The following is a 14,966-nucleotide window of genomic DNA, read 5'->3' as shown; positions in this document are numbered from 1 at the left end:
GGGCTACTCGGCGGCGGCGCTCGCCGCCGCACGCCGCATCGCACCCGTGATCTCGCGCCGACGCCACACGATGAGGTTGGCGCGGTCGAAGCCGCGTCGGCACAGCCCGCAGCTGAGCGGCCGGGACGGAGCCCGGTAGCGGTAGTGCTCGTGGCCGGACGGGCAGTGGCCGACCCACGGGGCGAGCTCGTCGGCGACCGCGCCGTCGTGGGTGCGGCGCCCGACGTAGCCGAGCGAGGCGGCGGTGCGCGCCCACTTCGGACCGTGCCCGGCGCGCGGCCCGGCGATCGCGTGGGCGACCTCGTGGAGCAGGATCTGGTGGATCTCGTCGTCGTCGTACCGGGCGGCCAGGTAGCGGGAGACCGAGATGCGCTTCTCGGAGTAGTTGCACAGCCCGGCGCGCTTCTTCGCATTGTCGAACTCGAACGACCACACGGACGGGTCGAGGTGCAGGGCGATGAGCGCCTCTGCCCAGACCCGAACGCGTCGGAGATCCGCCATGCGAACGACAATAGCGCCGACCTCCGCGATCGCCACCGATTTCGCCCGGCCCCGCGTGCGGGCGCGGTCAGTCCGCCTCGGACACCCGGATGCGCAGCAGCCGGTCGTCGCCCTCGCGCGGCGAGCCCCGTCCGTCGGTGTTGTTGGTGAGGGCCCAGAGCTCGCCGTCGGGTCCGGCGATGACGTCGCGGAACCGTCCGTACTCGCCGGCGTACGTGTCGACGACATCGGTCGGCGACGTGATCGCGGGGGAGGCCCACCAGAGCCGTTCGCCCCGGAGCGCGGCGACCACGACCGTGTCGCCCACGACCGCGATACCGCTGGGACTGGCCTCGCTCGTCGGCCATTGGACGGCCGGGTCGGTGAACCGGGTGTCGTCGGCGCGGCCCTCGACCTCCGGCCAGCCGTAGTTGCCGCCCGGCACGATCCGGTTCAGCTCGTCCCATGCGTTCTGGCCGAACTCCGCCGCCCACATGCCGCCGGCGGCATCCCAGGCGATGCCCTGGACGTTGCGGTGACCGAACGACCAGACGAGCGAGTCGAACGGGTTGTCGGGCGCCGGCTCGCCCTCGGGCGTCATGCGGAGGATCTTGCCGCCGAGCGACTCGAGGTCCTGCGAGGAGTCCCGGTCGCCCGCGTCGCCCGTCGTGACGTACAGCAGGCCGTCGGGGCCGAACGCGAGCCGGCCGCCGTTGTGGTTGCCTGCCCGGGGGATGCCCGTGAGCACCGGCTCGGCCCGGCCGAGGCCGAGTTCGCCGGTGACGCCGGTGAGTGGCATCCGCACCACCCGGTTGTCGGAATCGGACGTGAAGTAGGCGTACAGCGATGCGGCGTCGTCGGCGTCGCCCGGCCGGTGCGCGAGGCCGAGCAGGCCGCCCTCGCCGCCGGCCGCGACGCCCTCGACCACGCCCGCCTCGCGGAGCGTGCCGTCCTCGAGCACCTCGACGATGCGGCCCGAGTCGCGCTCGCTGACGAGCACGCCGCCGGCGGGCAGGCGCACCACCGACCACGGCGCCTGGAGCCCCTCCGCGATCACCTCGGGCGCGCCCGTCGGGGCCACCGCCGCCGGGCTGGTGGGCGCCGGTTCGGTGGGCGAGGGGACCGAGGTCGCCGAGGGCGAATTGACCACCGGCCCCGACCCGGGGCCCGGCGCGCACCCCGCGAGCAGCACGACCGACGTCGCCGCCGCGAGAACCCGTGCGCGCATGCCGCCTCCCCGGTCCAGTCTGCGCGACGCGACGGCAGAATGGGAGCATGGAGCGGGCCATCGACCTGAACGCCGACCTCGGCGAGGGGTACGGCGCGTGGCGCATGGGCGACGACGACGCGATGTTCGCCCTCGTCACGAGCGCCAACGTCGCCTGCGGATTCCACGCGGGCGACCCGCTGACGATGGCGCGGAGCGCCCGCCTCGCCGTCGAGCACGGCGTCGCCCTCGGAGCCCACCCCGGCTACCGCGACCGCGCCGGGTTCGGGCGGCGCGAGCTCGCGGTGACCCCCGAGGAGGCGGCCGCCGAGGTCGTCTACCAGCTCGGGGCGCTCGCGGCGGTCGCGCGCACCGCCGGCACCGCGGTGCGGTACGTCAAGGCGCACGGCGCGCTCTACCACCGGCTCGACGCCGACCGGGCCGCCGCCGTCGCGGTCCTCGAGGCGCTCGCCGCCTTCGATCCGGCGATCGTGGTGCTGGGGCCGCCCGCGGGCGGACTCGAGCGCGCGGCGGGGGAGACCGGCATCCGCTACGCCCGCGAGGCGTTCATCGACCGCGGCTACCTCGCCGACGGCCGACTCGTGCCGCGCACGCATCCCGGTGCGCTCGTGCACGATCCGTCCGCCGCCGTCGACCGCGCGCTCGAGCTCGTCGAGACGGGCGGGGTCGCGGCCCATGACGGGAGCCGGGTCGAACTCGAGCCGGACTCGCTGTGCCTGCACGGCGACACCCCCGGGGCGGTCGGCCTGGCGCGCGCCGTCCGGGCCGCGCTCGACGCCGCGGGTCACGAGCTGCGTCCGTTCGCATGACCGGCCGGGTACGCCTCCTGCCCTCCGGACCGGGGGCGCTGCTCGTCGAGGTGCCGTCGGCGGCCGACGTGATCGCGCTGCGCGAGGCGCTCGCCGCATCGGCTCCCGAGGGGGTCGTGGAACTCGTGCCGGCGGCGCGCACCCTGCTCGTCGTCGTCGATCCCGCGAGCCTGCCCGTCGAGACCGCGGCGAACTGGGTGCGCCGCGTCGCCGAGTCGCCCGACGACGCGCGGGCCGCGGCGGCCGCCGGCTCGGACGGACCGGCCGTGGTGGTCGAGGTGGACTACCGCGGCGACGACCTCGCCGACACCGCCGACCTCCTCGGACTCTCGCCCGAGGCGCTCGTGGGTCGGCACGTGGCGACCGAGTGGCGGGTCGCGTTCATCGGCTTCGCGCCGGGCTTCGCGTACCTCATGGCCGACGACTGGCCCTTCGACGTGCCGCGCCTCGACGTGGCCCGCACGCGCGTTCCGGCGGGCGCGGTGGGGCTCGCCGCGGGCTTCTCGGGCGCCTACCCCCGCGAGAGCCCGGGCGGCTGGCGCCTGGTGGGGCGAACGGATGCCACGCTGTGGGACCCGCGCGCCGACCCGCCGGCGCTCCTCGCACCCGGCCGCACCGTGCGCTTCCGGGCGGTCGGACCGTGACCGCGCTCCGCGTCGAGGCGGCGGGGTCGGTGCTCGTCCAGGACCTGGGCCGGCCCGGGCTGGCGCACCTCGGCGTGGCCGGGTCGGGGGCCCTCGATCGCGGCGCGCTCGCGCTCGCGAACCGGCTCGTCGGCAACCCGGACGACGCGGCGGGGCTCGAGGTGGTGCTCGGCGGGTTCCGCGCGGTGCCCGACGCCGACGCGTGGGTCGCGGTGGCGGGCGCGTGGGGGCCGATGAACGTGGGCGGCCGGCCGGCGTGGCCGTACCGCGCGCATCGCGTCCGCGCGGGGGAGGTGCTCGAGCTGGGAACCGCCGAGCGGGGCCTCCGGTACCTGCTCGCCGTGCGGGGCGGCATCGACGAGCCGCCCGTGCTCGGCTCCCGGAGCCGCGACACGCTGGCCGGGCTGGGGCCCGAGCCCGTGCGCGCCGGGCGCGTGCTGCGCGTGGGCGCCGAGCCCGCGGCATCCGTGCCCCTGCTCGACGAGGACGCCGCCTACCCGCCGCCGGCGGGCCCCGTGACCCTGGGCCTGCTGCCCGGGCCGCGGGCCGACTGGGTGACGGATGCCGCGCTCGCCGCGCTCTACGAATCCCCGTGGCGGCTGTCGGCGTCGGCCGACCGGATCGGAGCCCGGCTGGAGGGGCCCCCGCTCGCGCGCGCCGTCGTCGACGAGTTGCCGAGCGAGCCGACGGTCGCCGGCGGCATCCAGGTGACGGGGGCGGGTGTGCCGACGGTGCTGCTCGCCGACCGCCCGGTCACGGGCGGGTACCCGGTGGTCGCGATCGTGGAGGCCGCCTCGCTCGATCGGCTCGCCCAGGTGCGGCCGGGCCAGGAGGTGCGGTTCCGTCACGCGAGATGAGTCTGGAAATTGTTCGTCAACTCGGGCATAGTGACTGGAAGTAATTTCCGTCCCTACCCGGAGGATCGATGACGCCCTTCCGCACTCCCGAACCCGCCAAGCCCGCCGTCGGCGTCGACCGGCGCGGCTTCCTCACGCTCGCCGTCGCGGGCGCGGCCGCCTCGGCCTTCACCGTCACCATCGGCACCATGGCCGCGCCGAGCTCGACCGCGCACGCCGCCGAGGGCGCCGCCTTCGCGCCGCGCAAGCGCGAGCTCCGCGCGATGTGGATCTCGTCGGTCGTGAACATCGACTGGCCCTCGCGCACCGGCCTCTCCGCCGACCAGCAGCGCGCCGAGTTCCTGCGCTGGCTCGACGTCGCCGAGCAGTTCCGGCTCAACGCGGTCTTCGTGCAGGTGCGACCGACCGCCGACGCCTTCTGGCCGAGCCCGCTCGAGCCGTGGTCGCAGTACCTCACCGGCGTCCAGGGACAGGACCCCGGCTACGACCCGCTCGCCTTCATGATCGACGAGGCGCACGCGCGCAACCTCGAGTTCCACGCCTGGTACAACCCGTACCGCGTCTCGATGCAGGCCGACCCGGCGAAGCTCGTCCCCGAGCACCCGGCCCGGCAGCACCCCGAATGGGTCTGGGCCTACGGCGGCAAGCTCTACTTCGACCCGGGCCTGCCGGAGGCGCAGGAGCACATCCAGCGCGCCATCCTGCACTCGGTCGAGCACTACGACCTCGACGGCGTGCACTTCGACGACTACTTCTACCCGTACCCCGTGGCCGGGCAGACGATCCCGGATGCCGCGACCTTCGCCACCCACGGCGCCGGCTTCGCCGACATCGCCGACTGGCGCCGCCACAACGTCGACACGTTCGTGCGGACGATCTCCGAGCGCATCAAGCAGGCCAAGCCCTGGGTGAAGTTCGGGATCAGCCCCTTCGGCATCTGGCGCAATCGCGCCACCGACCCGGCGGGCTCGGAGACCGCGGGCTCGCAGTCGTACGACAACCAGTACGCCGACACCCGCCGATGGGTGCTCGAGGGCTGGCTCGACTACATCAACCCGCAGATCTACTGGCAGTTCGGGCTCGCCGTCGCCGACTACCTGAAGCTCGTGCCCTGGTGGGCCGACCTCGCGGCGGAGTCCGGCACGCACCTGTACATCGGCGAGGCGCTCTACAAGGTCACCTCGGGCGTCTTCACCGACCCCGCCGAGCTCGCGAACCACCTCGACTTCGACCGCGAGATCGACGCGGCCGGCACGCCCGTGCACGGCAACGTGTACTTCTCGGCCAACCACATCCCGGCCGACCCCAAGGGCTCGATGAGCCTCGTCCGCGAACGGCACTACGCGCACCCCGCGATCGTGCCCGCCATGGAGTGGCTGCCCGCGACGGCCGTGCGACCGCCCGTGCTCGCGAACGTCTCGCGCACCGACGGGGGCGTGCGGCTCTCGTGGAACGACGCCGCCCCGGGCGCCGTGCGCGCGACCTCCTTCGCGGTGTACCGCGTGGAGGGCGACGGCCCGGTCGACGTCGAGGACGCGACCGCGCTCGTCGCCACCCTGCGCGCGGTCGACGGGGTGCGCCAGACGTGGACGGATGCCGCGGCCGAGCCGGGGCGGACCTACTCGTACGCGGTCACCGCGCTCGACCGGGTGTGGAACGAGTCGGCACCGAGCGCCGTGCGCACCGTGCGCTGAGACCGCGGCCCGGGGTCGGATCGGGGGACGTCGATCGACCGGGCCGCTGCGGCGGACGAGGGGACTCGAGCCCCCTCGTCCGCCCGGGCGGGGCGGCCGCTGGGGGCCGCCCCGCTCTACCGCTTCGAGACGAAGACCGAGCGCGACGGCGGCGGGGACGGGATCGCCGTGGCATCCGTCACCACCGGCGCGCCCGCGATGAAGCGCGTGAGCTCCTCGCCCTCGACGAGCTTCGCGGGGGCCGGGTCGCTCGCGAGGCGACGGGGCAACGCGTCGAACGGCAGCGGGTCGGCCGAGGCGTACATGACGACGTTGCCGAAGCGCCGGCCCTTCAGCATGCCGGTGTCGGCGGCGATCGCGACGTGCTCGTGGACGTGGGCCAGGGTCGCCGCCTGCGACCGGGCGAACGCGAGCCCGGCGCCGTCGGCGACGTTCACCACCACGATGCCGCCCGGGGCGAGCCGCGGGGCGATGAGCCCGTGGAACTCGGCGCTCGTCACGTGCGCGGGCGTCCGCGCGCCCGAGAAGATGTCGACCACGACGACGTCGACCGTGCCGGTGAGTCCGGCGGGCAGCTTCGCGAGCACCTCGCGCGCATCGCCGTGCCGCACGCGCAGCTGCGCCCCGCGCGGCAGCGGCAACCGCTCGCGCACGAGGTCGACGAGGTCGGACTCGAGCTCGATGACCTGCTGGCGCGAACCGGGGCGCGTCGCGATGACGTACCGCGGCAGGGTGAACGCCCCGCCGCCCAGGTGCACGGCCGTGATGGGCTCGCCCGCCGGGCGCACGAGGTCGATCGCGTGGCCGATCCGCCGCACGTACTCGAACCCGAGCCACTCGGGATCCTCGAGATCGACGTGCGACTGCGGGGTGCCGTCGACGTAGAGCGTCCACGCGCCGGGGCGCGTGCGCGACTCCTCGAGGCGCGCGACGTGGCCGCTCACGGCGAGGCGTCGTTCCAGTTCCGGCACGGATGCCACGCTACCGCCGCTCGCTCAGCACGCGCCCCACAGCACGACGTCGAGGCGCGCCCCCTCGAGCAGTTCGGCCGGGAACGGACCGGCGTCTCGGAGCCGCTCCCGGACCCGCTCGGGCATGGACGGGCCCGCGACGAGCACCGCATTGCCCTCCTCGGCGCCGGACAGCACCGCCGGATCGCCCGCGACGAGCAGCGCGGCGGCGGGGTCGGCCCGGGCGACGGCCCGCGCCTGCGCGGCCAGGCGCGTTCCGCCCGCGGCGTCGGCGACGTTCACGACGAGCACGCCGCCGGGCGCGAGCCGCTCGAGGCACGCCCCGAGGAACTCCGGACCGTCGACGAAGGCGGGCGCGTCCAGCCTCGTGTAGAGGTCGACGATGACGAGGTCGAAGCGGGCGCCGTCGGCGGCGAGCCGTGCGACGGCGTCGCGGGCGTCGGCGACGACCACGTCGATGCGCGCCTGCCCGGGCAGCGGCATCCGCTCGGCGACGAGCTCGACGACGCGCGGGTCGGCCTCGACGACGACCTGCGTCGAGTCGGGTCGCGTGGCCTCGACGTACCGGGCGAGGCTCATCGCGCCGCCGCCGAGGTGGAGCACCGCGATGGGCGCCCCCGGGTCGGCGATCGCGTCGACGACGTGGCCGATGCGTCGCACGTACTCGAAGAAGAGGCGCGTCGGGTCGGCCGCGTCGACGTGCGACTGCGCGGCCCCGTCGACGAGCAGGGTCAGCCCGGTCGGCGAGAACACGTCGCGTTCGAACTCGATGCGGGATGCCACGCCTGCATCGTGGCACGGCCCGCCGGTCAGGTCGAGGCCCCGAGTCGGCCGAGCGGGGCGCGCATCGCGCGGGCGGCCTCGTCGGGGCTCACCGTGCCCTGCAGGCGCAACCACTCGATCGCACGCCGACGGTCGTCGAGGAGTCGCGTGCGCTCCGCCTCGGGGAGCGCCGCGATCGCCTCGCCGAGGGCGCGGTCGCGGGCGAGACGGTCGCCGGGGGATGCGGCGTCACGCGTCCGCGGCTGCGCGGTCCGGTGGGGGAGCACACGGGCCAGGACGACGTTCACCAGGCCCAGCGCGGCGACGGCCGCCGCGAGGCCGACCCACGCGGGCCAGGCGGGGACGTCCTGGCGAACGCCCACGAGCGCGGTGCCGATCCCGATGAGCACGGCGAGCACGGCGGTGCCGCCCCCGATGCCCGCGGCATCCGGTCGCCCGCGCAGGGCGCGGACCAGGAGCCCGAGCTGGAGCACCGCCGCGACGAGGAGCGAGACGCCAGCGACGGGGACGGCAACGGCGCCGTCGACGTCGCGCACGCCGAACGCGTCGCCCGACAGCGTCGCGAGCCCCCAGATCGGCGCCCAGACGATCGCGAGCAGGACGAGCCCGCCGAGGACGATGCCGACGCCGAGCACCGCGCGGAACCCGGGTCGCGAAGCGCGCACGCCGGATGCCGCAGGCCCCATCAGGCGGAGCACGGCCGGGTGCTCGCGCAGCACGTGCGCCTCGAGCTCCGCCCACGGCACGCGAGCCCCGCGCGGGAGGGCGCGCGCCCACTCGGCCGCGGTGGGGACCTGTCGCGGGGCGCGCCTCACCGGCCGGCCCTGCCGGGCGCCGCGGCGTCGACGACGGATGCCGCCCGGGCGGCCGCGTCGGGCCACGCCTCTCCGGTGCGGAAGCCGACCCCCTCGGGCAGCGCGGGTGCCAGCCAGTCGCCGTCGTCGCGCACGCGGCGGAGCCCGGACACGAGCTCGCGCGCGAGGTCGACCACGTGCGCCAGCACGGGCGGCGGCACCGGGTCGAGCGTGGCCAGCACGAGCTCGTCGTCGCCGGCGAAGCACCACTGCAGCCCCGCGAGCTGTTCGCCCGCGCCGCCCGGCATCGGCGCGCCGTGCACCCACTCCGCCCCGTCGCCGAGCCCGGCGCCCTCGATGCGCGTCACGAGCGCGGTTCGCGGCGCGGCCCGGAGGTCGCGCGCGACGGCCGCACGACCGGGCGACGGCAGCACCGCGATGCGCAGCGTCGCGCACGCGGGAGCGGTCGGCGAGAGGAGGAAGAGGACGAGTCCCTCGTCGCCGCGCGAGTCCAGGGCGTGCTCGAGGATCGCGGGCAGCAGCTCGACCGCCTCGGCGGGCCAGTGCGCGGCGGAGGCGGCGGCGTCGTCCGCGGCGCGCGCCAGCCACGCCGCACGCTCGTCGCCGACGAGATCCCGGGGGAGCGGGAGGGCCCAGGGGGCAGGGGCGTCGAGGAGCAGCTCGTCGTGGCGGCCGGCGGCATCCGTCGCGGTCATGTACGCCCCGCGCCCGCCGTGTCGGACGTGGACGAGCCGGGCGGCAGCCAGCGCAGCGTGGCGACGTGGGCGTCGATCGCGAACCGCGTCGCCGCGAGGAGCGGGTCGTCCTCGGGCGTGTCGGGCTCATGCGGCAGCACCGCGGTGAGGAGGAGTGCCCGCCGGCGCCGCGACCCGGGCACGGGCGTGAGGTACCGCACCGTCGTCACGCCGATGCGGACGGCCTCCTCGGTGCGCACCTCGCGCGTCTCGAGGCGGATGAACCGGCGGTCCTCGCCGAGCGGCGTCGCGCCGCGCGCGATGAGCCCGGCGACCAGGTCGTCGAGGGTGGCCCCGTCGGGACCGGTCTCGATCGCGGCCGTGACCGACGCCGGCACGAACGGGGCGTCGCCCTCGCGCTCGAGCTGCATCATCACGGCGACGCCGCCGCTGCGTCGCAACCCCGCGAACGCCCGCTCGACGGACGCGCGCGCCGCCGCCCACAGGTCGGGGCGATGCGCGGCCATGAGGCGTTCGCGCAGCCGGGCGAGCAGCAGGTCGCGCGACTCGTCGCTCGCGTCGAGCCGGGCCCACCCCTCGGGGAGCAGCATCGCGAACTCGGGATCGCGATCGGCGCCGAGTGCGGCGCGCAGGCTCTCAGTCACCACGCGAGCCTACCGATCCGCGCCCACGACGCCGTCGTAGAGGCGGCTGTACAGGCCTTCGCCGGTGCCCCACGAGAGGCCGGTGTTCACGCGGCCGAGGTGCGTCCACCAGGTGCCGATGAGGATGTCGGCGGGGCGGGCCGAGCCGAGGGAGCCCGCGGCCTTGCCCGTGAAGAACCGGGCGAGCGAGTCGACGAGGCGCCCGTCGGTTCCGTGGTTGCGCGCGAAGTGCGAGAAGCCGTTGCGGATCGCCTCGACGCCGGAACCGGAGAACCGGAACGCGGCGCTGCCCGAACCGAGGATCGTCGACACCTCGGTGCGGATGGCGCTCCGGCCGGCGCCGGTCAGCAGGCCGCCGAACACGTCGTCGGCGAACTTCGGCGTCCCGATCTTGCCGAGGCTGCCGAACGGGATGACCCCGATGGCCGCGAGGATCACCTCCTTCCAGCCGGTGTCGCCTCGGGCCTTCCGGTAGATGGTGAGGGCGAGCACGGTGATCGCGACGATCGCCGACAGGGCGCCGATCAGCGGCCCGGCGATGACGATCGAGGCGATCGCGAGCGCGAGGCCGACCCACTTCAGCACCTCGAGCGTGCCGGCGACGAAGCCGTCGACGCGGTCCCAGAAGCCGTCCTCGATGCGGCCGTCGAGCACGTCGCCGACGTTCGCGGCGGCCCGTTCGAAGGCCGCCTCCCACGTGTCGTAGTCGTCGTCGAAGGCGGTCGCCTCGTCGGCCCACGCGTCGTACGCCGCCTGCTTGGCCCGGTCGAGCCCGGCCTGGTCGGCCGCCTCCGGGCTGTCGGCCTCGGCGGCCGCGAAGGGAGGACGCTCGCCCTCGCGGAAGCCGGGGGCGCGCAGGTACGCCTCCCACAGCTCGTCGCACTCCTCGGCGTGCGCGTCCAGTCGCGGCTGGAGCTCGGCGAGGGCCTCGCCGTACGCGCGGACGACCGGCCCCGTGGGGCGGTACAGCTCGCCGGCGAGGCGCAGCTCGCGGTGCACGTCGCCGACGACCTCCGCGAGCCGGTCGACGGCGAGTCCCTGCTGGCCGGACGCCCCGTCGGCGATGGCCTGGAGGGTCGCGGCGCTCTCGATCATGTCGGTCCCGAGCTGTTCGATCTCGGTCCCGCGGCGCCGGATGGTCGCGGGGTCGCCCTCCAGGTGACGGATGGCGCGACCCTTGGGGGTGTACGGGTGCATTCCGGGTCCCCGCGTCTCAGTCGGCCGTGAGGCCGGTGGCGGTCTCGGCGTCCCACGCGCGGAAGCCCTCGAGGACCCCGTGCACGTGTTCCTGCACGCCGGCGACGTCCTCGGCGAGGTTCTGCCGCCGGTTGTTCCAGCGGTCCTCGAAGTCCTCGACGGCCTCGCGCAGCTCGTCGCGGCCGAACGGGTCGCCGATCGCGGCCTCGAGCACGTCGGCGCGAGCGGATGCCTCGCGGAGCTCGGTCGTGATGGCCTGCAGTTTCGCGTCGAGCTCCGCGAGCCGGTCGTACGTGATGAGGACGTCGGTCATGGCTGCCTCCGTAGGGTCATCGCCACGCTACGACGGCGCCGGGCGCGGGGTCGATGGGGAGCGATCCCCATGCCGACGTGGCCGGGAAAGCTGGGTTATACCCGAGATTCGCGGAGAGGTCAAGAATCGACTGGACATGGCGCGTCTCGCGTTCTATGCTTGACCTTTGCGCTCCCAGACCCACTATGCCTTCATATTGCGGTCGGCTTCTGCGTGTCGGGTGTCCCGGCATCCGCACTTCGTCTGAGGGGTCAACTCCAACCACCACCGACAGTGAACCGGCCCCCGAGGGGGCCATGGAGGTCATTTCCTTGGCTGCTGCGCGCAACGCATCCACGCCCACCCCCAAGAACGGACGCGGTGCAAGCCGCCTCTCGTTCGCGAAGGTCACCGACACCCTCACCGTACCCGACCTGCTCGCCCTGCAGACCGAGAGCTTCGACTGGCTCGTCGGCAACGACGCGTGGAAGGCGCGCGTCGAGGCGGCGGTCGAGCAGGGTCGTCAGGACCTGCCCGAGACCACCGGTCTCGAGGAGATCTTCGAGGAGATCTCGCCCATCGAGGACCTCGGCGAGACCATGCAGCTCTCGTTCACGAACCCCGAGCTCGAGCCGCCGAAGTACACGATCGACGAGTGCAAGGAGAAGGGCAAGACCTACTCCGCTCCGCTGTACGTCAACGCGGAGTTCATGAACCACCTCACCGGTGAGATCAAGACCCAGACGGTCTTCATGGGCGACTTCCCGCTCATGACCCCGAAGGGCACCTTCGTCATCAACGGCACCGAGCGCGTCGTCGTGTCGCAGCTCGTCCGCTCGCCCGGCGTCTACTTCGAGCGCACGCCCGACAAGACGTCCGACAAGGACATCTACTCGGCGCGCGTCATCCCGAGCCGCGGCGCCTGGCTCGAGTTCGAGGTCGACAAGCGCGACCAGGTCGGCGTGCGCATCGACCGCAAGCGCAAGCAGTCGGTCACGGTGTTCCTGAAGGCCCTCGGCCTGACCTCCGAGGAGATCCTCGAGGAGTTCGCCGGCTACGAGTCCATCGCCCTCACCCTCGAGAAGGACAACATCCTCACGAAGGAGGAGGCGCTCAAGGACATCTACCGCAAGCTGCGTCCGGGCGAGCAGGTCGCCGCCGAGGCCGCGCGTGCGCTCCTCGACAACTTCTACTTCAACCCGAAGCGCTACGACCTCGCCAAGGTCGGCCGGTACAAGATCAACAACAAGCTCGGCCTCGAGGCCCCGCTGACCGACTCCGTCCTCACCGTCCAGGACATCGTCGCCACGATCAAGTACCTCGTCGCCCTGCACGAGGACCGTCCGACCCTGCCCGGTCGCCGCGGTGGCAAGGACGTCGAGATCCGCCTCGACGTCGACGACATCGACAACTTCGGCAACCGTCGCATCCGCGCGGTGGGCGAGCTGATCCAGAACCAGGTCCGCACCGGCCTCTCGCGCATGGAGCGCGTCGTCCGCGAGCGCATGACCACGCAGGACATCGAGGCGATCACCCCGCAGACCCTGATCAACGTGCGACCCGTCGTCGCCGCGATCAAGGAGTTCTTCGGCACCTCGCAGCTGTCGCAGTTCATGGACCAGAACAACCCGCTGGCCGGCCTCACGCACAAGCGCCGCCTCTCGGCGCTCGGCCCCGGCGGCCTCTCGCGCGACCGCGCGGGCGTCGAGGTCCGCGACGTGCACCCCTCGCACTACGGCCGCATGTGCCCGATCGAGACCCCGGAAGGCCCGAACATCGGCCTCATCGGCTCGCTCGCGTCGTTCGCGCGCATCAACTCGTTCGGCTTCATCGAGACGCCGTACCGCCGGGTCGAGAACGGCAAGGTCACCGACCGGATCGACTACCTCACCGCGATGGAGGAGGACGACTACATCGTCGCCCAGGCCAACGCGCCGCTGAAGGCCGACGGCCACTTCCAGGAGGAGCGAGTCCTCGCCCGCAAGAAGGGCGGCGAGGTCGACCTGTTCCCGGCCGACGAGATCGGCTACATGGACGTCTCGCCGCGCCAGATGGTCTCGGTCGCGACCTCGCTCATCCCGTTCCTCGAGCACGACGACGCGAACCGCGCCCTCATGGGTGCGAACATGCAGCGCCAGGCCGTGCCGCTGCTTCGCAGCGACTCGCCGTTCGTCGGCACGGGCATGGAGGGCTACGCCGCGATCGACGCCGGTGACGTCATCACTGCCGACAAGGCCGGTGTGGTCGCCGAGGTCTCGGCCGACGCCGTCACGCTGCAGCTCGACGAGGGCGGCACGCAGACCTACTACCTGCGCAAGTTCGACCGCTCCAACCAGGGCACGTCGTACAACAACCGCGTCGTGGTCTCGGCCGGCGACCGCGTGGAGGCCGGCGAGGTCATCGCCGACGGTCCCGCGACCGACAACGGCGAGCTCGCGCTCGGCAAGAACCTCCTCGTGGCGTTCATGCCGTGGGAGGGCCACAACTTCGAGGACGCGATCATCCTCAGCCAGAACCTGGTGAAGGACGACGTCCTCTCCTCGATCCACATCGAGGAGTACGAGGTCGACGCCCGCGACACCAAGCTCGGCAAGGAGGAGATCACCCGCGACCTCCCCAACGTGAGCCCCGACCTGCTCGCCGACCTCGACGAGCGCGGCATCATCCGCATCGGCGCCGAGGTCCGGCCCGGCGACATCCTCGTCGGCAAGGTCACGCCGAAGGGCGAGACCGAGCTCTCGGCCGAGGAGCGCCTGCTCCGCGCGATCTTCAACGAGAAGAGCCGCGAGGTCCGCGACACGTCGCTCAAGGTCCCCCACGGCGAGCAGGGCACGATCATCGGCGTCAAGGTGTTCGACGCGCAGGACGGCGACGACGAGCTCGGCTCGGGCGTCAACCAGCGCGTGGTCGTCTACATCGCCCAGAAGCGCAAGATCACCGAGGGCGACAAGCTCGCCGGCCGCCACGGCAACAAGGGCGTCATCTCGAAGATCCTGCCGGTCGAGGACATGCCGTTCCTCGCCGACGGCACGCCGGTCGACGTCATCCTGAACCCGCTCGGCATCCCCGGTCGAATGAACTTCGGCCAGGTGCTCGAGACCCACCTCGGCTGGGTCGCCAAGCAGGGCTGGAAGGTCGACGGCAACCCCGAGTGGGCCAAGCGCCTGCCCGAGGTCGCCCGCGAGGCCGAGCCCGGCACGAAGGTCGCCACGCCCGTGTTCGACGGTGCGCTGGAGGAGGAGATCGCCGGTCTGCTCGACTCGACGCTCCCCAACCGCGACGGCGAGCGCCTGATCGACTCCAGCGGCAAGACGCAGCTGTTCGACGGCCGCTCGGGCGAGCCCTTCCCGTACCCGGTCTCGGTCGGCTACATGTACATCCTGAAGCTGCACCACCTCGTCGACGACAAGATTCACGCGCGTTCGACGGGCCCGTACTCGATGATCACCCAGCAGCCGCTCGGTGGTAAGGCGCAGTTCGGCGGTCAGCGATTCGGCGAGATGGAGGTGTGGGCCCTCGAGGCCTACGGCGCCGCCTACGCCCTGCAGGAGCTCCTCACGATCAAGTCCGACGACATCCTCGGCCGCGTCAAGGTGTACGAGGCCATCGTCAAGGGCGAGAACATCCAGGAGCCCGGCATCCCCGAGTCCTTCAAGGTGCTCATGAAGGAGATGCAGTCGCTCTGCCTGAACGTCGAGGTCCTCTCGGCCGACGGCACCGCGGTGAGCCTCCGAGACACCGACGACGAGGCGTTCCGCGCCGCGGAGGAGCTCGGCATCAACATCTCCGCGCGCTTCGAGTCGTCGAACATCGACGAGATCTGATCCGCCAGGTACGAGAAGACTTCAGGAATCTAG

General features: G+C 73.4%; 14 protein-coding genes. 5 read left to right on the top strand and 9 right to left on the bottom strand.

Going from position 1 to position 14,966, the window contains the following annotated elements; genetic code table 11:
- Nucleotides 1-3 precede the first annotated feature (3 nt).
- Both RH861_RS11045 and RH861_RS11040 read right to left on the bottom strand, forming a co-directional pair.
- Nucleotides 4-501 carry a SprT-like domain-containing protein gene (locus tag RH861_RS11045; RefSeq protein ID WP_067947011.1) on the bottom strand — a complete coding sequence of 166 codons (498 nt, stop codon included), beginning with the start codon at nucleotides 499-501 and terminating at the stop codon, nucleotides 4-6.
- A 67-nt stretch (nucleotides 502-568) separates the two neighbouring features.
- Nucleotides 569-1,708, bottom strand: a complete 1,140-nt coding sequence (locus tag RH861_RS11040) for a PQQ-dependent sugar dehydrogenase (protein ID WP_310521002.1) — start codon at nucleotides 1,706-1,708, stop codon at nucleotides 569-571.
- Between the two features lie 47 nt (nucleotides 1,709-1,755).
- On the opposite strand from RH861_RS11040, the gene RH861_RS11035 reads away from it, so the two are divergent.
- From RH861_RS11035 to RH861_RS11020, 4 genes are all read left to right on the top strand, one after another.
- Nucleotides 1,756-2,517 carry a LamB/YcsF family protein gene (locus RH861_RS11035; protein WP_310521001.1) on the top strand — a complete coding sequence of 254 codons (762 nt, stop codon included), beginning with the start codon at nucleotides 1,756-1,758 and terminating at the stop codon, nucleotides 2,515-2,517.
- Nucleotides 2,514-3,161 (top strand): 5-oxoprolinase subunit B family protein, encoded by a 648-nt coding sequence (locus RH861_RS11030; RefSeq protein ID WP_310521000.1) that lies wholly within the window; start codon nucleotides 2,514-2,516, stop codon nucleotides 3,159-3,161. The genes RH861_RS11035 and RH861_RS11030 overlap by 4 nt, the downstream gene beginning before the upstream one ends.
- A complete protein-coding gene (locus RH861_RS11025) occupies nucleotides 3,158-4,018 on the top strand; it encodes a 5-oxoprolinase subunit C family protein (RefSeq protein WP_310520999.1) in 861 nt (286 codons plus the stop codon). Before RH861_RS11030 ends, RH861_RS11025 begins: the two co-directional genes overlap by 4 nt.
- A gap of 68 nt (nucleotides 4,019-4,086) precedes the next feature.
- Nucleotides 4,087-5,712 carry a glycoside hydrolase family 10-like protein gene (locus RH861_RS11020; protein WP_310520998.1) on the top strand — a complete coding sequence of 542 codons (1,626 nt, stop codon included), beginning with the start codon at nucleotides 4,087-4,089 and terminating at the stop codon, nucleotides 5,710-5,712.
- Between the two features lie 116 nt (nucleotides 5,713-5,828).
- Here RH861_RS11020 and RH861_RS11015 read toward each other — a convergent pair whose 3' ends face one another.
- The 7 genes from RH861_RS11015 to RH861_RS10985 are packed head-to-tail and all read right to left on the bottom strand — an operon-like array spanning nucleotide 5,829 to nucleotide 11,130.
- Nucleotides 5,829-6,683, bottom strand: a complete 855-nt coding sequence (locus RH861_RS11015) for a spermidine synthase (RefSeq protein ID WP_310520997.1) — start codon at nucleotides 6,681-6,683, stop codon at nucleotides 5,829-5,831.
- A 24-nt stretch (nucleotides 6,684-6,707) separates the two neighbouring features.
- On the bottom strand, nucleotides 6,708-7,466 hold the full coding sequence (locus tag RH861_RS11010) for a spermidine synthase (RefSeq protein WP_248598655.1): 759 nt from the start codon (nucleotides 7,464-7,466) through the stop codon (nucleotides 6,708-6,710).
- Nucleotides 7,467-7,492: 26 nt separating this feature from the next.
- Nucleotides 7,493-8,281: a serine/threonine-protein kinase gene (locus RH861_RS11005; RefSeq protein ID WP_310520996.1), complete on the bottom strand. Its 789-nt coding sequence runs from the start codon at nucleotides 8,279-8,281 to the stop codon at nucleotides 7,493-7,495.
- Nucleotides 8,278-8,976, bottom strand: coding sequence for a hypothetical protein (locus tag RH861_RS11000; protein ID WP_310520995.1), 699 nt, complete (start codon nucleotides 8,974-8,976; stop codon nucleotides 8,278-8,280). The genes RH861_RS11005 and RH861_RS11000 overlap by 4 nt, the downstream gene beginning before the upstream one ends.
- Complete coding sequence (locus tag RH861_RS10995) at nucleotides 8,973-9,620, bottom strand: hypothetical protein (RefSeq protein ID WP_310520994.1); 648 nt, start codon at nucleotides 9,618-9,620, stop codon at nucleotides 8,973-8,975. The genes RH861_RS11000 and RH861_RS10995 overlap by 4 nt, the downstream gene beginning before the upstream one ends.
- Nucleotides 9,621-9,629: 9 nt before the next feature.
- Nucleotides 9,630-10,817, bottom strand: a complete 1,188-nt coding sequence (locus tag RH861_RS10990) for a hypothetical protein (protein ID WP_310520993.1) — start codon at nucleotides 10,815-10,817, stop codon at nucleotides 9,630-9,632.
- 16 nt (nucleotides 10,818-10,833) lie between these two features.
- On the bottom strand, nucleotides 10,834-11,130 hold the full coding sequence (locus RH861_RS10985; protein ID WP_067950392.1) for a hypothetical protein: 297 nt from the start codon (nucleotides 11,128-11,130) through the stop codon (nucleotides 10,834-10,836).
- Between the two features lie 311 nt (nucleotides 11,131-11,441).
- Between RH861_RS10985 and rpoB the strand changes: the two genes are divergently transcribed.
- A complete protein-coding gene (rpoB, locus tag RH861_RS10980) occupies nucleotides 11,442-14,933 on the top strand; it encodes a DNA-directed RNA polymerase subunit beta (RefSeq protein ID WP_067950390.1) in 3,492 nt (1,163 codons plus the stop codon).
- Nucleotides 14,934-14,966: the final 33 nt, after the last annotated feature.

This window comes from Agromyces indicus, from assembly GCF_031432295.1.
Classification (GTDB): domain Bacteria; phylum Actinomycetota; class Actinomycetes; order Actinomycetales; family Microbacteriaceae; genus Agromyces; species Agromyces indicus.
Note: the sequence above shows the minus strand (reverse complement) of the source record. Positions and strands in the feature narration are given on the sequence as shown.